We start from the raw sequence: 20,054 nt of genomic DNA, 5'->3' as shown, positions 1-20,054 counted from the left end.
ATATGAAAACTATCAATAAACTATTCTCTATAGCAATCGTTTCAGCCGCAACATTGGGTATTACCTCATGTAGTGATAGTTTTTTCGACCGCTACCCTACCGACTCAATGCAAATGGAAACATATTTAAAGAATGATACAGAACTACAAAATATACTTCTCAATGGTTACTATCATTTGCAGGGTATTACTCTAAATGTAAATTTTATCAATAGCATAGCAACAGATGAAGCATACGACTACAAAAAAAATAATTCAGTCAACCACATCAGTCTGAATGAATGTACATGGGATGCAACCTTGGGAATAACCAATGACATTTGGGAATATTGTTTCAATGTAATAAACCGAAGTAATAATGTACTGCAATATTTAGGTAATGCATCCGAAACGAACCACAAGCAATTTGAAGGGGAAGCTAGATTTCTACGGGCGTATGCTTACTTCACATTAGTCAGATTGTTTGGACCTGTCCCCATTACAACAACCCCCATTAACGATTACACGACTCTTTATGCATATGACAGGAGTAGTGTTGATGAAGTCTACAACCTTATCAAATCAGATTTAGAGACAGCCATTGACAATCTACCCTATTATTATGCAGCTGACAATATGCAAGGTCGGGCCACAAAGATTGCTGCTTACACGATGCAAGCTGAAGTATATATGACATTACAAGATTTCAAATCAGCTCAAACATCCTTGGACAACATCATTAACTATGCCAATCAGAACACGGATAGATTAGGTCTGGAAAAGGATGTATTGGATATTTATTCATCCAGCAATCCAATGGGAAAAGAAATAATATTTGCAGCCCAATTCAATAATGGCGCAACAGTCGTTGCTAATGAATTGATGGGACGTTGCATTCCTGCCGCTACTCCTTCTACACAATCTGCCTATATTTATGCTGACGGTACAAAATCTACAATTACCACCTCACAAGGAACCAGTGTTATGTTAATGACGTGGGAACTATTCAATAAATTTAAAGAAAACAATAATGACCAACGCTTTAACAAATTGACATATGACGGAATCTATGTTGATGAATTCATATCAACAGCCAGCGACGAAGTAAAAGTAACGAAAGAAGGTTATACCTATATACCTACAACTTTAAAATACTTTGATTTTGGAAATGAAGGAATGACAACTTGCGCTTCCGGAAATGACAATATCATTTACCGCTATGCAGATGTATTGTTAATGTATGCCGAGTGTTTAAATGAAAATGGAAATACGTCACAAGCGGCCAACTATCTGAATCAAGTACGGAATCGTGCCGGGTTGGACAATACAACGGCAAAGACACAAGAAGAAATGGATCTTGCCATTGAAGACGAACGATTGTTGGAATTATGTTTTGAAGGTCACAGATGGTACGATTTAGTACGTAGAGGAAGAATCACTTCTGTCATGGAACAACATTATGCCCATCGTACTCAAGGCCTTAATCCATCTCTACAAGCCAGTGACAATGGTATGACTGTAAGTAATATTACAGACATGACAGGTTCGCCTGCAATTTGGAAATGGAGTAAGTCTTCTGCTCCGATTCTGTTCGGTATACCCTATGACCAAATCCAATTATCCAAGAATTGGACCCAAAATGAACTATACTAAATCCATATTAACGCATGAAAAAACAACTCTTCGCCGGCAGTATCTGTGCTGCCGGCCTGATTTTGCCCCAGGTCAGCTGTACCAGTGTAAAGAAAGCTCAGGCTGACACGGAAAAGCCTAACATCATCTTCATTCTGGCAGATGACATGGGCTATGGAGATTTATCCTGCTATGGCAACGAGTATGTACAAACACCAAACATCGACCGCCTGGCAGAAACGGGGACTCGTTTCAACCAATGCTACGCCGGAAGTGGAATCAGTTCTCCTTCACGCTGTGCACTGATGACCGGACGGAATACAGGCAATACCCGTATACGAGACAATATGTGTACTGCAGGAGGTATTGCCGGTATCAAGGTCAATCCTAACGGTGATTCAACCATTGTCCGCAGGGCAAATCTGCTGCCGCAAGATACAACCATCGCAACTGTTCTCAGTGCAGCCGGCTACCGTACCTGCCTTGTCAACAAATGGCATCTGGATGGGTACGACAAAGGAGCATCTCCTAACCATCGTGGCTTCGATGAATTTTATGGTTGGACCATATCGACCGTACATAGCAATTCTCCTTACTACTATCCATATTACCGCTTCCACGGTGACAGCCTTATCAACATACCAGAGAATGCAAACGGAAAACATGGAATCCATAATAACGATTTAAGTACAAACGATGCTATCGCCTTTATCCAAAGGAACCAGAACAATCCGTTCTTTCTGTATCTGGCATATGATGCCCCACACGAACCCTATAACATTGACCAGACAGCGTGGTATGACGGACAGGAAACCTGGACTCCCGATACCAAGCGTTATGCCTCATTGATTACACACATGGATGCTGCCATCGGACGTCTGCTTGATGAACTGGAACGGCTTAACCTACGCAAAAAGACTCTGATAATCTTTGCATCAGACAACGGAGCAGCCGTCCAGGCCCCTATCAAAGTACTGAACTGCAACGCCGGGTTCAAGGGGCGCAAGGGTATGTTATATGAAGGAGGAATCCGTGTACCTTTCATTGTCAACCAGCCGGGAACCGTACCAGTACAGACATTAAACAACATCATCTATTTTCCAGACATGATGCCTACACTGGCAGCTCTGGCAGGTGGTACTGAGTATCTGCCACAACAATTGAACGGTATAGACATCTCCCCACTCTTTTACGGGAAACAGATTGATACAGATAACCGTCTGCTATATTGGGAATTTCCAGGGAAACAACGTGCCGCCCGAAAAGGTGATTGGAAATGTGTAACAATCAGACCCAATACCCCACTCGAACTGTATAACTTGAAAGAGGATCCTCAGGAAACGACCAATCTGGCCGATAAATATCCTGAAATGGTCAAAGAATTTGATGCGGAAATGAAGAAGATGCACATACCTTCTCCTAACTGGCCGCTACCGGGAGAATAATAATGACACATAATAAAAAACCAGCCAACCCCTCATTACAACATGGATAATTGGCTGGCTTTTTTATACTACAGCTTGTGTTCTCTGAAACAAAAACGGCGTACACTAAAAACAGAAAGTTTTCAATGTACACCGTCACTATACCGGATACATAATCCGGGAATCTTATTCTTAGAACAATTTAGAAGGATATTCACCGGCATCTACCAGAGACTGGATCTTGTCGACCACTCCCTGACGGTCGGCTGCATACGTAACTCCGAACCATTTGGAAGTAGTATCAAGTACCTTGACAGTGGCAGTACCCTCGTTAATCAGCTTATTCACCATCAACGGAATGAAATATTCGGCTTTAGGCTTGTCTATGTTCTCCTTCAGGAAATCAACGAAATAATCTTCCGAATACTGGAAGTAATCCGGGGTGAATCCCCACATATTCATTGATACCGGAGTAGTATCTTCTACCGGAATCCATTCTCCCTGCTCATCCTTATAGCAGACCGGACCATTGACACGCATTATTTCAGTACGCTCTACCACTGTAGTGAGATGTCCCTGCTCATCAGTCGAACAGATACCACGGGCTACAGCACCACTCTCCGACAAGGTATTCCCCACACGGAAACCTACCATGCAATAGTCGTTCTTCGAACCTTCCGGAAGCTCTGACAGGTATTTGCCGATTACAGCAAAGCTGTCACGTCCGTAAAAGTCATCTGCATTGATTACGGCAAACGGTTCCTTGATCACATCTTTACCCATCAGGACGGCATGATTGGTACCCCACGGTTTGACGCGTCCGGCAGGACAAACAAATCCTTCCGGCAACTTGTCGATTGACTGGAATACAACTTCTACCGGGATATGGTTTTCATATTTACTGATAATCTTTTCACGGAAATCTTTTTCAAAGTCTTTTCGGATAACGAACACGATTTTACCAAAGCCGCCACGTATAGCGTCAAAAATCGAATAGTCCATAATTGTTTCACCGTTAGGTCCCAGCCCGTCAAGCTGTTTCAAACCACCGTAACGGCTACCCATACCTGCTGCAAGAACAAATAATGTTGGTTTCATATATTGTATTTTTGGTTAGTTAATGCACAAAGTAAACAATTATTATGAACATGATGAAATAGTTGTGGAACAAAATAAACCTTGTATCAGTTATTTTAGTATATTCGCAATATATAATCAGTAAAAATCATTAGATGAAAAAATACATCCGATGGACGGGAATAGCTGTTTTATCGCCATTCGCCCTCTTTGTTATATTATGTATTTTACTATATATACCTCCGATTCAGAACTTTATCGTAGATACAGCTACCAGATATGCTTCTGAAGCGACGGGCATGCAGATTTCAATCGGACGCATCTCTCTTTCTTTTCCACTCGACCTGTCAATCAAGAACACAACCGTAATAGACAAGCGGGACACTATCCTCGATGCGGAACGTATCACCGCTAAGGTACAGCTCCTGCCGTTATTCAAGAAAAAGATAGAACTGGACGGAATGGAAATAGAAAAGGCTTCCGTAAATACAGCCAACCTGATAGAAGGTATGACCCTGAAAGGGAAGCTTGGGAACTTCTTCATCCAGTCACACGGAGTGGAACTGAATCCGGAGCTGGCCGTCGTCAACGAGGCCACCCTAAGAAATACAGACCTTTCACTGGTCTTGTCGAACGACACGACGGAAAAAGATACTACAGCATCGGGACCTGTCCGCTGGAAAATCAAGCTACAGAAAATAGACTTGGAAAATGTATCCTTTGCCATGCAGATGCCGGAAGATACATTGAACATGCATGCGGCGATAACGAAAGCATCATTACGCAACGGATTCGTCGATCTGCATAAATCATCCTATGCCGCCGACAGATTCATGCTGGAAGAAGGCAAATTTTCATTCGATACCGGTAACGCTCCGGCAACGCCTACCGGTCTGGACCCGTCACATATAGAGCTGACCAGTATCAACATAGGGGTCGATTCGATTTATTATGCAGGGAATGATATCCGTGCGCTTATCCGACGTTTCAACCTGAAGGAACGTTCTGGTCTGGAAGTAATCTCAACGGAAGGACGTCTGGTTTCGGACGCCAAAACCCTGAAAGTCCCGACCCTCAAAATAAATACTCAGGACTCATACATGGAAATGAGTGCCTCCATGGACTGGGATGCTACCGACATCAATAAAGACGGAACCATACAGGCAAGACTGATGGCCGATATCGGGAAAAATGACATGCTCAAGATCGTCCCAGACCTTCCACAGGAACTGATGCAGAAATATCCGGCCGTACCTTTACAGATACGTGCCGGCTTAAACGGCAACCTGAAGAATATCAGGCTTACATCACTTACGGTTTCACTTCCCGGTGCCTTACGTTCGCATGCAGACGGCTCTCTCTCCTTTCCGCTAGACAGCCTCCGCCGTCAAGGGCATATCAACATGTCGGTCGAAACGGGTGATTTGAAGTTTCTGGGTAACCTTATGGGAGGTACCAGGATTCCGTCAGGAATAAAGCTTGAGAACACAACAAACATCAACCGGAACAGGATAGGTACAGAAATCACGGTCACTACCCCAGACCAGGGTAAAGTGAATCTGACCGGCTTCTATGGCATACAGGATGAAAGTTATGCCGCCGACCTGGAAATAGACCGGCTCAATATCCACGATTTTCTTCCCCAAGACTCGATATTCACCCTTTCCGCATACCTGAAAGCAAAAGGAAAAGGTCTGGATTTCTTTTCCAGGCATACCATTGCTGAAATAGAAGGAGGTATCAACCACCTGGGATACGGTTCACGTTCATTAAGTGGAATGTCATTGACTGCAAGTCTGCTACGCTCACAAGCCAAGGCCGAACTGAATATTGTCAATACGGTGATCAATATGTCCACCCGACTGGATGCCACCCTTCATCCCAGACAAGTGGTTGCCGACCTGAGTGCAGAACTGAAAAAGATTGACCTGCAAGCCTTAAGTCCGGGATCTACAAACCTCAAACCCTCTATGGAAGTGGTGGCCCACCTGGAAACTAATATGAAGGATAACCACAAGGCACGTGCGTCACTTAAAAATATCATCCTTGATGCCGGAGAAAAAAGTTACCATACAAAAGACTTGAATGCCGGATTTACCATGTCACCCGATTCGGTACGCTGTTACGTAAATGCAGGTGACCTCGTATTTCTGTTCAAGACGATGGGAAGCCTGGAAAAATTTACATCTGATGCAAACAGACTCATGACAGAACTTTCCACACAGTGGAAAGAAAAGAGTATTGAGCAGGCAACATTGAAAACCATGTATCCGCAAGCCAGACTGAGAGTTCTTTCCCGTTCCGACAATCCCTTGGCTAATTTCTTGGCCATCCAAAAGATACGCTATGACCGGCTGAATATCGACCTGAATACTTCACCGGAAACAGGGCTGAACGGTTCGGCCAAACTCTATGGACTGCGTACCGACAGCCTCCGGCTGGATACAATTTATTTTACCGCACTGCAAGATTCCAGCGAACTGAAGCTGAAAAGTGGAGTCAAGGCACTGGCCAGCAAACGACAGGAAGCCTTTAACATAACATTAGACGGCTATATCGGCACAACGACAGCCCAATTGGGCATCAAATACTTAAACGACAAGAATGAAGAGGGAGTAAATCTGGGATTGCTGGCCGAACTCCGTAGAAGAGGTATCAGTCTGCACATCAGTCCCGATACTCCGACACTTATCTATCGCCCGTTCCATGTAAACAAAGACAACTATATCTACCTGGGAGACAACGGACGGATACATGCCGACCTGAACCTGTATGACGACAACCACACAGGTATCTCGTTCTATTCTACACCGGATTCGTTGAGCCAACAGAACCTGACTGTCGGACTTAACCGTATTGATATCGGCGAATTGAAAAGGATAGTACCATACATGCCTGATATAACAGGCTCAATCAGCGCCGAGGCACATTATATCCAGACAAAAGAAGACATGCAGGTCGCCGCAGAGGTTTCGGCCGACAAGCTTACCTATAACAAACAGGAAATAGGTAATATAGGAATGAATCTTGTCTATCTGCCAAAAGAGAGCGGAGAACATACCATAGACGGTTTTATCAGCCTGGACAATAACGAAATCATGGCCATCAACGGATCGTATGTAGGAGCATCTGAAACCGATCCGGAAGACAGGATTTCAGCGGACATGTCCTTGTCGGAATTTCCGCTAAGTATTGCCAATGCGTTTATACCCGACAGAATGGCTGTTATGGGAGGAAAACTGAACGGCACCATGAGTGTAGACGGAAGCAGCGACAAACCTGTCCTGAACGGTGAAGTAAGCTTTGACAATACAACGCTGAACATTCCCCAACTGTCATTGATGCTGCAGTTCGACAAAGATCCGGTCAAGATAGAGGATAGTCAATTACAGTTCAACAATTTCAAGATTACGACCCAAGGAAAATCACCGTTTGTCATCAACGGACTTGTCGATGTATCCGACCTGGCAGCCATGCAACTGGACTTAAGGATGTATGCCCGGAATTTCGAACTGATCAACGCCAAACAAACCAAAGAGGCCATAGTATACGGGAAACTGGATGTGGATTTCAATTCGACCATGAAAGGGACATTCGATAATCTGCAAATGAAAGGGAACATCAACATTCTCGGGTCCAGCGACTTTACCTATGTCATGACAGACTCTCCGCTGACTGTGGAAGACAATCTGAGCGAAACTGTGACTTTCGTCGATTTCAGTGATACGACCAAAGTTGAAAGGACCGGACTTCCAACCCTGGCCTTAGGCGGCATTGACATGCTGATGACAATCCACATAGATAATGCCGTACAGGCACGGGTTGACCTGAATTCCAATGGCAGCAACTACATGCTGCTGGAAGGAGGAGGCGACTTGTCATTCCAATATCAACCTGACGGAAACATGGTCATGAACGGAAGATATTCACTCATCAGTGGAGAACTGAAATACCAGATGCCGATTATCCCGCTCAAGACATTCCGGGTACAGGAAGGAAGCTACATTGAATGGACCGGCAATGTAATGAACCCGACCCTGAACATACAGGCCTCGGAACGTGTGCGGGCTTCGGTTCCCAATGACGAGAACTCTTCACGTATGGTAAACTTTGACGTAGGTGTCAACCTGACCAACCGGCTGGATAATCTAGGATTTACCTTTACTCTTGCGGCACCCGATGACGGAAGCATGCAGAACGAACTGGCATCGAAATCGCCCGAAGAAAAGAACAAGCTGGCTATCACCATGCTGGTAACGGGAATGTACTTGTCCGAAAATTCCACAAGCAAAGGTTTCGACACCAATAACATGCTGAACTCATTCCTGCAAGGTGAAATCAACAAGATTGCAGGCAATGCCCTAAAGAGTATTGATATCAATTTCGGTATGGAAAACAGTGACGGAACAAACGGGACATCAGGAACAGACTACAATATCCAGTTTACAAAACGTTTCTGGAATAACCGTTTCCAAGTCGTAATAGGCGGAAAAATATCGACCGGAAACGATGCCCAGCAGGAAGAAGAGGCATTCATTGACAATATATCCCTGGAATACAGGCTCGACAACAGCGGTACACGCTACATCAAACTGTTCCATAACAAGAATTATGAAAGCATTCTTGACGGTGAGGTAACCGAAACCGGAGCCGGTATCGTCTTGAGGAAAAAAGTCAGCAAACTGGGAGAATTATTCATCTTCAAGACAAGGAAAAAGAGAAGAGAAAAGGAAGAAAAGCAAAATGAGAAAGAAAAGATACCTGCCGAAGAAGAAACAAAAACAGAAACCGGAAACAATGAAAAGAAGTAAACTACATATCATTTTAAGTCTGTTGCTTATTTTGCTGGCAGCATCCTGTTCGACAACCAAACATTTGCCGGAAGGAGAGATTCTATACCAGGGACTGAAAAAGATAACTGTCGCCAACGAAGATAAAAGTCCGGAAGGACAGAATGCCCTGGCCGAAGCACAGGGAGCAGTAAGCGTTGCCCCTAACTATGCATTGGTCGTATATCCGAATATACGTTTCCCCTTACCGTTCGGACTTTGGATCTATAACCGCTTCGAACGGTACGAAAAAGGAATAGGGCACTGGATATTCAAAAAGATGGCTGTAGAACCGGTATACCTGTCTACCGTGAACCCGGAAACCCGTACGAAAGTGGCAAGTAATCTGCTTAAGGAATACGGATATTTCAATGGAAGAGTCACTTATCAGGTAGACAGTACAAAGACCCCCCGTGCCGTAAAACTGAGTTACAACATCGATATGGGAAGACCTTATTATATAGATACCATTACATACGAAGGGTTCAGTTCTCATGCCGACAGCCTGATCCATGCCAGAAAAGACGAAAGCCTCATCCATAGCGGAGATATATTCAACGTCAATAACCTGAATCAGGAAAAGCAACGTATTGTAGATCTGTTGCGTAATAACGGCTACTACTATACACGAAACGACTTTCTCACGTACCTGGCCGATACAATCGCCCGGCCGGGATACGTCGCATTAAAAATGCTGCCGAAAGAAAATGTTCCGAAAGAGGCTCGTAAAACATACCGCATCGGACATACGTCAGTCTACCTGACAGGCTATAACGGTGAACAACCGACCGATTCCATCAAACTGCGTAATTTTACTATCCATTATGCAGGTAAAAAGCCCGGTATCCGCTACAGCGTATTACGCAAACGTTTCCTGTATGATACCGGACAATATTACTCCCAGATCCGGCAGAATTATACGCAAGAAGCCTTGGCCCGACTGAATGTATTCAAGTTCAGTGAATTCCAATATATTCCACGTTCCAATGGGAACGACACACTGGATATACGGGTCAATTCCGTATTCGACCTGCCTTACGACAGCGAACTGGAATTCAATGTAACCAATAAAAGTACAAAGCAGATCGGACCGGGAGCCATATTCAAGGTCAGCCGGAAAAACTTCCGGAGAATGGCAGCATCACTCAACCTGGAATTGAGAGGATCCTATGAATGGCAGACCAGTTCAACCGTTGAAGGAGAAAAGTCTGTCATGAACTCATACGAATTGGGAGCCAGTCTGTCTCTTGAATTTCCACGGCTTATCCTACCATGGGTCAAGAACCGTGCCAATACATATATGTATCCGGCACAAACCAATTTCAAACTTTATGCCGAACAGCTGAACCGTGCAAAATATTTCAAGATGCTGTCGTTCGGCGGAGAAGTTTCATACAGTTTCCAGCCATCACGGAGCATGAAACATACAGTCACTCCACTGAATCTGTCATTCAACCATCTGCAACACAGAACCGCAACCTTTGACTCCATCGCAACGGCCAACCCGATGTTATTCCACAGTCTGGACGACCAGTTTATCCCATCGGTTACATACACATTCACCTATGACAACTCATGGAAAAAGAAAAAAATCCGTCTGTGGTGGGAAAACTCCATAACTTCGGCAGGTAACGTAACTTCACTGATCTATGCCACATTCGGACAAGGATTCAGTAAACAGAACAAGAAACTGCTGGGAACACCTTTCGCCCAATTCCTGAAAGGGACCACAGAAATCCGTCCGCTGTTCTATCTGAACGAAAAGAATCAGATTGCAACCCGATTCATGGCAGGAATCATCTGGGCATACGGAAACAAGACTATCGCTCCATATAGTGAACAGTTCTATGTGGGAGGAGCCAACAGCATCCGTGCATTTACAATCAGGTCCATTGGCCCGGGACGGTTCCATCCGGCCGAGTCAAACAACTATTCTTATGTAGATGAAACCGGCGATATCAAGCTGGAAGCAAATATAGAATACAGATTCCGCCTGCTTTCCAACCTCTTCGGAGGGAATCTGGACGGAGCCACTTTCCTTGACGCCGGGAATGTTTGGCTGTTACGGGAAGACCCGGCACGTCCGGACGCCCAGTTCACCTTCAAGAACTTCTTTGATAATATCGCATTAGGCACAGGTATCGGCCTACGATACGACCTGACATTCATCGTACTCCGACTGGATTGGGGTATCGCCCTACATGTACCATACGATACAGAAAAGAAAGGATACTATAACATACCCGATTTCAAGAAAGGCATGGGAATACATTTCGCCATCGGATATCCTTTCTGATCATGATTTTGATTTCGAACGGTCCTTATACTCGGTAGGAGTCATCCCGAAACGTTGCTTAAAGCACTTACTGAAATACCGGGGATCATTGATACCGACCATGTATGAAATCTGGGTCATATTAAACTCTCCGGTTTCTATCAGTTGGGCCGCACGCTTGACACGCATCTCCTTGATGAATTCAACGGGAGCAAGTCCGGTCAATGATTTAAGCTTCTTGAAGAATACTGAACGGCTGACTGCCATTTCACGTACAAGATCATCGACCACCAGATCACCGTTATCCATATGACGTTCCATCAACTCCGTCAACTTCTCCAGGAACTGCCGGTCCTGTACAGACATCGTATCCACGTCTTCTTCCTCGACCTTCTTTTCTTCAGACTTTTCACGAATATCCATCAAATGTTCACAATAATATTGCTGCAACTTCTGACGGCGTCCCAACAGGTTATTGACACGAGCTTCCAGATAGACGGCACTGAACGGCTTGGTAATATAACTGTCTACCCCCAGTTCCATGCTTTGAAGCTTGCTGTCCGTATCCGTTTTGGCAGTAAGCAGAATAATAGGAATATGACTGGTAAGCAGATTATCGCGCAATTCCTTTGTCATTTCAATCCCATCCTTTTCAGGCATACGGATATCACTGATAATAATGTCCGGAACATACTTCAAAGCCTTTTCCAGACCTTCAGCACCATTGGAGGCTTCAACGATATGGAACCGGTTGCTGAATATACTCCGTAAGAAGAAACGCAGTTCAAGGTTATCTTCAACCAGAAGAATGGTGTTACGCTCCATCACATTCAGACCTCCGGCATCTTCACGTCCGTCGGCATCTTTCGGAACCGAAGGCACAAATGCCTGACCAGTACCCTTCTTCTCCATTTCCACATTATCCGAGATAATAAATTCCGTATTCTCCGGATAATGTTCTTTCCCTTTCTTGAACTCTACGGTAAAGCAACTGCCTTCACCCTCTTTACTGTCCACACGAATCTCTGCACCATGCAACTCAACCAACTCCTTAACCAAAGCCAATCCTATGCCCGAACTGTTCTGATTAAACAGATTCTTATCAAGCAACGTCTCAAAACGCACAAACACAGAATCACGGTTCTTTTCAGAAATTCCGATACCCTGATCCTGTACTCCTATCTGAACTGTATCTTCATTTTCGCGGATAAACACTGTGATGCACTTACCTTGCGGAGTATATTTGAACGCATTCGACAACAGGTTGAAGACAATTTTTTCGACCTTATCCGCATCAATCCATAATTTCAAGGACTGGCACTCAGTCTCAAAAATAAAATCAATCTTATTCGACTCGGCCAGCGACTGGAAATTATCCATAATCCGGTGTACGAAAGGTACAATATCCACCTGCTCTACACAAAGCTTCATCTTATTGTTCTGAATCTTACGGAAATCCAAAATCTGGTTGACCAGCCTCAACATCCGGTTGGTATTCCTTTCCACAACCTGCAACTGCTCACGTATCTCCTTATCCAAATCCTTATGTTTCAAGATATATTCTACCGGCCCTTCAATAAGAGTCAAAGGGGTCCGTAATTCATGAGAAATATTCGTAAAAAAGCGCAGCTTCATAGCCGTAACCTGCTGTTCGACGGAAACCTCATGTTTCAGTCGGAAAATGACAAACAGAATATAGGTACCTCCCAGCAAGACAGACAGGAACAAAACCGCATACAGCACATAAGCATAAGGGGTCTCCCAAAACGAAGGCTCAATCTTAATGGGCAATATATGCTCATTGTCGACCCACATTCCAGCGCTATTGGTCGATCTCACCTTCAACACATAATCACCGTGAGGCAGGTTGGTATAAGTTGCAGTACGCTGTTTGTTTACATAATTCCAACCGTCATCGAATCCTTCCAGAATATAGGCATAACGGACATTTTCAGGATAAGTCATGTCAAGAGCAGCAAAAGAAACGGTTATCGTATTCTCCTTATGCGACAGAACCAGATTCTTCAGGCTGTTCAAGGACTCGGGCAGGACAGAACCGACGCCAGGCACTACATTTCTGTTCGATATTTTCAGACCGGTAAAGACCAGTTCCGGAATATAGGTATTCTTACGGATCTGCTCCGGAAGAAAAGCCAACACTCCTCTATTCGACCCGAACAACAGACGCCCGTCATCGGCACGTAAGGCAGTAGCCTCTTCAAACAACAATTCGTCCCCCAATTCCGGTTTCAGGTAATTGTCGAAATGATAGGTATTTATGTTCATCTTACTCAAACCACCTTCCGAACCTATCCAGATATTACCGCTTTTATCTTCCGCCAAAGAAAACAGGACATCGGCCGGCAATCCGTTCCGGGTTCCAAAAGATGCAAACCGTGCATTACCTTTTCTATCCAGGCTTTTTAGTTCATTCAGCCCACCACCGAAGGTCGCAAAGAACAGGCGGTTCCTACTGGTCAGCAAAATATCATAAATATCATTATTACTCAGTGCGTCCAGATTGTCCGAAACACGGGCATACAGCTTGAATTCAATATTCTCAGGACGGGTAAACTTCTCACTGAAGGCCAACAGCCCGTTGGAAGTAGCCAACCACAAAATACCTTTCTGGTCAAGAAGGATACGACGAGCCTTATAGCAACGGTCCATCGGGAAAGATTTCAGGTTATTCCGATAATTGATGAAGCGGTAACTTCCGTCTATCTGGGGAAGCATATAATTGAGTCCTCCGCCGAACGTAACCACCCAGATACGTCCGGAATGGTCTTCACACAGATCGTATACACTGTTATGGCTCAAGCTGTAGATATTCCTAGCATCATACGTATACCGGCTTATCCGGTATGAGTCTCCCTGCGGTACAAGGCGGATAACACCTTCACCTTTTGAAGCGATCCAGATATTTCCTTTTGAATCTTCTATAATCTTATATGACGAGACACGCAATTCCTTGCCGGTCTTACTGACAGTCCCGGCTTCGGTAAGATATCCCAAGTAAGTATAATCGGAAGCATAAAGAGATATCTTTCCGTCACGCGTTCCCACCCAGAAACGTTTCCTGCTATCCTGACACAAAGAACGGACCTGGTTGGCATTGGTATCATAGTTGCAATCCATCGGTTTTATCCGGTGAAATTCGCTTTCATAAAATGTGACTTTTTCCAGACCTTTGGAATGAGTCCCAAGCCAAAGATTTCCCTGGCGGTCGATCATCATGGCATGCAGTTTGTTTGAAAAGCGCCAGGTAACAGAACCAACTTCGTCATAAAAAGGAAGCAGTCTGTTGCTCTGACGGTCAAACCAAGACAAGCCTCCCCCTAACGGATGAACCCACAGATTACCTTTGGTGTCTTCACAGATTTTGAATGCAGGAACAGAACGGTCGGCAGCATCACGTTCCACCATCATCTGCTCTACCTTGAAAATCCCGGTATGTGTATTGAAATGTGCCACACATCCCACTTTCCTTATCTCGAACCATAACTCATTACGGCTGTCAACATACATGGACTGAACTGGATAACTTTGAAAATCAAATCCCAACTTTTCTCCATTATAATAGGTGACGTAATCAAGTTTGGAATTACCTACAGCAAAACCATTCGTCCGGGTAGCTATCGCCAACTTCTTACCCGGCAATTTGCCCAAAGACACCACATCATCCTTGACGGCCAATTCATGCAGATTGAACATATCACCGTCTTTCGATGAATACGAATATTTCCATATCCGCCCGAGAGTAGAACCGAAATAGATGGCATTATCCATCATCAAGGCTGAATAGAACGGCTGGTTCTGGTTATTTCTTCCATTTGCATGTGAATTGACAAAAAAAGAGGTACTTTTCCCTGTATTCCCGTCGATACGTAACAATCCGTTACGTGTCAAGAGCCACTCCCGGTTCTTGGAATCCAGAAAAACAGAATTGATCTGTTCGCTATGCTGGTCAGTAACAGTAGAAAGATAGACTTTTGTCGACAGACGTCCTGTTTCAGGATCGGTCGTTACACGGACACCTCCGTCCAAATCAGTCAACAGCCATATGGTTCCGTTCTTCAAGGTCACAATTGAAGTGATGACCAGATTCTTACCTTTACCGTCAATCGGTATTTCAGTAAAATGTTCCATCCGCTTGTCAAAACGCGATACCCGTCCGTCATAGGTCAGGCACCATACATCACCGTTTTTATCCACGCATACGCGGTCTACACGGTTTGAACTCCACATCAAATCATTGCCCTGACGCGCTTTATATACCTTGAAGTCATACCCGTCAAACCGGTTTACACCATCCCATGTAGCAAACCATATCAGTCCGTCATGGTCCTGCACCATATCCATTACGGAATTCTCGGATAACCCATCCTCCAATGAATAATGGGTAAATGTACAGTTCAGCTGTGCCTTTACAGACAAACCGGACAAAAGAAACATCAAGAGATAAAGCAAACGTTTTTTCATATTACTATTCCTGCAATTAAAGCAAAAATAAGAAAAAGTAAGAAAAATAGAAAAAACAGGAGAATTTTTCTTTCGGCAAACAAATCAAAAATCATCCGCAAATCGTCGGAAGTCCCTATTCTATCCAGGCTAAAGACATCACAAAAGACAATTTGCGGATGACTAAAAACGCTTAACGCTTTATTTCCTTCAGCAACGCATTGCCGTTGGCAACCGGATTCCACCCGTCGGAACCCTTCAAAACCTCTTCCGGACGATATGCGGAAACATCTTTCAACTGTTTACTGAACGATGCACGGGCCGCAGCGTCAGCTCCTTCACCAGTACTCTTATATTCGGCATAAAACACGGTAGACTCGTTCGATTTCTTACCCCAATTGTTCCATCCTGCCGGAACAATGTGCTTGCCCATCTCACATTCAATATAGACAGCCTGCGCATACGGACGCCAGGGGCGGGACAAATAAACTTTACGGGCCTCATCTGCTCCGGTCAGCTTACAGTTCCAGAATACATAACCGTACTTCTTTCCTTTGTCGGTCGACGGAGCGGTAACATAACCGTCTCCCAGACTATGGATGGTACAATCCTTGAACACAGCTGTAGACCAACCGAATATAAAGTCGACAGTCCCTTCTATATAACAATGGTCATAAAACTGCCGGCTGTCCTTGCCGTACGTATAGAGCGTATCCTGATTACCCAGGAAACGGCAGTTCTTGAAATAGGCCCGGTCGCCGTCTACAAAACAGGCGACTGCCTGTCCTACCCGTCCTGCCGTATTGGCAAACGTTATGTTCTCGGCATAGAAGTCGGGAGCATAGACATACACGGTAGATGAACCGGACGTAGACATCGGATCACCCAATATATTAAGCTTGGAAGCATAAGCATCGTCCGTAATGACGGCTCCGTCTTCCCCGATCAAAGATACATTGATCTTACATGCAGGAATGATGACACGTTCCTTGTATTCACCCTTACGGACTAAAATGGTAGTACGCTTATTTTTCCGGAAATCGGGTACAGCATTTATAGCTTCCTGTACGGTAAAGAAATCGCCGCTACCATCCTTAGCTACAACAAAATCATAATAGCGTACAAATTTGGCCAGTTCCGGTATCTTGCTTTCAATTTCCTGAACAGCCAGTCTGGCTACCTGACGGGCTCCGAACACATTCAGGTGAGTATTATCCTGACGACCTTTCGGACAGGCAGGAGAAACACCTTCGGGAATCCACATGAAAAGTTTCTTCGACCCTTCACGACCATAAGATTCCACCAGTTTCTTCGTGGCAGCATTCAGGTCGATAAAACATACTCCCATCTCTCTAGCCACATTACGGGGTGAATCCAAGTATTTTCCATGCGTATCGACCAGCGTGTCACCCTCCACAATTTCATCAGCCTTCTCCTTACGGAAGTCATCATCGGTTACAGCATTCGGATTCTCCCCGAAATTCCGCCGTACAATCGAATTGAACAATACAGGTATCCCTCCCTTTTCACGGGTTTCACGGACAAACTTCCGCAAATTTTCATCAAAAGTAGTACCCGGATCGGTATGACGGTCGGGTTTCGGCTTTTCATCGTTATGACCGAACTGGATAAACACATAGTCACCCGGACGCACGTTGTCTATCACTTTCTTCCAATGCCCCTCGTCTATAAAACTTTTCGAACTGCGCCCGTTCAAGGCATGATTGTCTACACGGACATCTTCCGTAAAAAAGCCTCCCAATACATGTCCCCAACCACGTTCCTGGTTACCGGCATCCAATGTCTTGTTGGCCATGGTTGAATCACCGATCATAAAAATAGTGATGACGTGATCCGACTTAAACGCCGACAAGCACAATACCGCCAACGCTACAATCAATAACTGTAATTTCTTCATTTTCCTGTATGTGTATAATTAAATTCCTTGTTAAAGAACTCCAGGATATCGCGCTGGATATCCTTACTGCAAAAATGAGGCAGATCATACAACTTGGTCTGGAAACGGTCTGGGACCGACTGACTCTCCCAGACTCCTTGCATGATACGATACGCTTCTTTCACTCCTTCCACCGGGAAAAGTTTGTCTTTCAGCCCGTTGATAAACAGCATCGGCTTCGGACAGGCTACAGAAGCCACATGCGGATAATCCATATAATTACGGATACCCGGTATAAGCATGGAATAGGCCGAACCGCCCTTATTCTGGTTATTTGTCAATGTCATCAGACTGTCGGTCGTATTCATCCAGCATACAGCAGCCCCAGCCTTGACGGCATCGGTAGCTGCAGCGGTCATCCATGCACGGTGCGCCCCCATGGAAAATCCCATCGTACCGACCTTTTCCTTATCTACCTGAGGCAAAGATGCCAGAAACTCGGCACTCCGTATGTCATCCCACGCAATCAAAGAACCCCAATTCATTCCCATTTGCAACATATTGGCCGCCAAAGCCTGCTGGGAATCATAACGGGCATATTCCTTGCGTCCGCGTTCACCCCAGAAAAGGGCGTCGACAGCCAATACCACATAACCGTTTTTGGCCAGATAATCGCCTACATACTGACCGTCGTAGCACACAACCGACCAGTTGTCGGCATCTTTCATTATCGTTTCCGAAACATGGAACGGTCGTACCATCTTCTCCTTTCCGATTGTAAAATGGGCTCCATGGTCATGAAGCAACAACACTCCCGGAAAAGGCCCCTTACCGTCGGGTACCAGCAGATAGGCAGGCACACGGTACCATTCCGAAAGATTGAACACAATCTTCTGTACGACATATCCATCACGTTTTTCACTGTCGATCACCTTCATGTCATAAGGCGCTGCCGGAGGAGCCGGCTGCATACATTCAAGCAACTTGTTTCTGGCCTCTTCACGCCATTGCCCGAAACTTTTTCCAGTAGTATTCTCCCACGCCATCGGATAAGTGAGCAACTGCTTCATCTGCCTGTAGAACGAAGGCATATTGTCTTCCACCTCGTAACCGGCAAAATTACTGTCACGCTCTACCTGCTCCAGCCAGCCGGGATAGGCCGACAATATACGTTCGGGAGCATAGGTATACCAGTCGTACCCTACCCTGCGTTCGGGTTTTACATCCGACAGCCTGTACACCTTCACCCCGTCACGGTTACACATAAACGGCGTATTGTCGGTCATCTCATAATAACGCGACCAGATACGGGGAGCCTTCCTGTCCTTTACCACAACCCGATCGAACGGATACTCCGGATTGGTAGCCTTATCGGCCGGAACAGCGACCTGTTCCACACGGATACCCTTGATGGCTACTTTTTCCAGCCAGGCTACTGCCGATTTTACAGCTTCTGTAATCTGTGCAGAAGGATGCGGGATTTCCATCAGCAGACTGATGACATCACAGCTTTCGCCGGCCGTAAGAGACGCCAGCTCGAACGAACGAGCTCCTGTGGGCAAAAGAGTTTCATTATCATGCTGTTGCCCCCATACGGTCTTTACCCCGTCCTGTACATACTGGGTACGCAGAATCATGTCAATTCCCTTTTCAAAAGCCTGATAGATGCGCCTGCGTGTCGTATCGTCCAACCAACCGAAATTTATGTCCCCTTCATTGATATGAAGAAAAAGACGGAGCACACCTGTAGACACCTCATCATTGAACGTGATTGCATCCACATCCCAACCTCTCCATCCACCGTTCTTCTTTTGGGTACGCAACAGGAAATCCAGACCTCTTTGGGCCGCATCCTTATATTTGGAGACTTTTGTCAACGTATAGACCTGGGCCAGATATTCAATCTGCGAATAGGTATTCCGGTTATCAAGCGTACTTCTCCGCTGATGACCGTCTATAGTAGCCTTAACGGAATCCGTATTCAGTTCGGCCTGCCAGTCAATGTTCTTAGGCCAGCCGCCGTCCTCATTCTGGTACGCTACAAAATTATCGGCTATCTTCACATATTGTTCCGGCGTAAAACGCTTATAGTTCCGGTCGGGATTCACCAGATTCCAATGGTGGATACCATCGGAAAAAGGCTTCATGGATGGAATGTCCTGAGCCTCGGCATACATCCCCACCCCCAACATCATTGCATATACACAATATCTTTTCCAGTTCATGGTAATTAGATTTTTAGATTTACGACCAAAAATACGTAAAATCCGAAGTTTTCAAAGGGAATAATTGTTCTAATATGGTGATTATTTCACCGTCAAGATGATAAATCTGATAAAAAACGTTTTTCCGGTAATCACGGACGGATTTTCCATCATAAAAAAAGAACTTGAAATCTTTTCCGGAAGATCAGGTTCTTTTTCAGAAACATCAAGGTCTTCCATCCAAGATTCCAAGTTCTTTTATCTAAAATTTCAAGTT

At 45.0% G+C, this 20,054-nt stretch carries 8 protein-coding genes and 1 pseudogene; 4 read left to right on the top strand and 5 right to left on the bottom strand.

Going from position 1 to position 20,054, the window contains the following annotated elements; genetic code table 11:
• The first annotated feature begins 2 nt into the window (after positions 1-2).
• Both BQ7489_RS11390 and BQ7489_RS11385 read left to right on the top strand, forming a co-directional pair.
• On the top strand, positions 3-1,631 hold the full coding sequence (locus tag BQ7489_RS11390) for a RagB/SusD family nutrient uptake outer membrane protein (RefSeq protein WP_072531099.1): 1,629 nt from the start codon (positions 3-5) through the stop codon (positions 1,629-1,631).
• A 14-nt stretch (positions 1,632-1,645) separates the two neighbouring features.
• Complete coding sequence (locus tag BQ7489_RS11385; protein ID WP_072531098.1) at positions 1,646-3,055, top strand: sulfatase-like hydrolase/transferase; 1,410 nt, start codon at positions 1,646-1,648, stop codon at positions 3,053-3,055.
• 171 nt (positions 3,056-3,226) lie between these two features.
• Here the strand turns inward: BQ7489_RS11385 and BQ7489_RS11380 are convergent, their stop codons facing one another.
• Positions 3,227-4,132 carry a glycosyltransferase family protein gene (locus BQ7489_RS11380; protein ID WP_072531097.1) on the bottom strand — a complete coding sequence of 302 codons (906 nt, stop codon included), beginning with the start codon at positions 4,130-4,132 and terminating at the stop codon, positions 3,227-3,229.
• A gap of 134 nt (positions 4,133-4,266) precedes the next feature.
• Between BQ7489_RS11380 and BQ7489_RS11375 the strand changes: the two genes are divergently transcribed.
• Both BQ7489_RS11375 and tamL read left to right on the top strand, forming a co-directional pair.
• On the top strand, positions 4,267-8,922 hold the full coding sequence (locus BQ7489_RS11375) for a translocation/assembly module TamB domain-containing protein (RefSeq protein ID WP_072531096.1): 4,656 nt from the start codon (positions 4,267-4,269) through the stop codon (positions 8,920-8,922).
• Positions 8,909-11,236: a translocation and assembly module lipoprotein TamL gene (gene tamL, locus BQ7489_RS11370; protein WP_072532155.1), complete on the top strand. Its 2,328-nt coding sequence runs from the start codon at positions 8,909-8,911 to the stop codon at positions 11,234-11,236. The genes BQ7489_RS11375 and tamL overlap by 14 nt, the downstream gene beginning before the upstream one ends.
• Here the strand turns inward: tamL and BQ7489_RS11365 are convergent, their stop codons facing one another.
• The 4 genes and pseudogenes from BQ7489_RS11365 to pelA form a co-directional block, all read right to left on the bottom strand.
• Positions 11,237-15,697: a hybrid sensor histidine kinase/response regulator transcription factor gene (locus tag BQ7489_RS11365; RefSeq protein ID WP_072531095.1), complete on the bottom strand. Its 4,461-nt coding sequence runs from the start codon at positions 15,695-15,697 to the stop codon at positions 11,237-11,239.
• 172 nt (positions 15,698-15,869) lie between these two features.
• A complete protein-coding gene (locus tag BQ7489_RS11360; RefSeq protein WP_072531094.1) occupies positions 15,870-17,594 on the bottom strand; it encodes a pectinesterase family protein in 1,725 nt (574 codons plus the stop codon).
• Positions 17,591-18,742 (bottom strand): dienelactone hydrolase family protein, encoded by a 1,152-nt coding sequence (locus BQ7489_RS17810; protein ID WP_394334081.1) that lies wholly within the window; start codon positions 18,740-18,742, stop codon positions 17,591-17,593. Before BQ7489_RS17810 ends, BQ7489_RS11360 begins: the two co-directional genes overlap by 4 nt.
• 9 nt (positions 18,743-18,751) lie before the next feature.
• Positions 18,752-19,720 (bottom strand): annotated as a pseudogene (gene pelA / locus BQ7489_RS17805) (pectate lyase); the annotation flags it as partial.
• Positions 19,721-20,054: the final 334 nt, after the last annotated feature.

Source organism: Bacteroides ilei (assembly GCF_900128495.1).
Taxonomy (GTDB): Bacteria; Bacteroidota; Bacteroidia; order Bacteroidales; family Bacteroidaceae; genus Phocaeicola; species Phocaeicola ilei.
The sequence above is the reverse complement of the archived record's forward strand: the minus strand, read 5'-3'. Positions and strand labels throughout refer to the sequence as shown.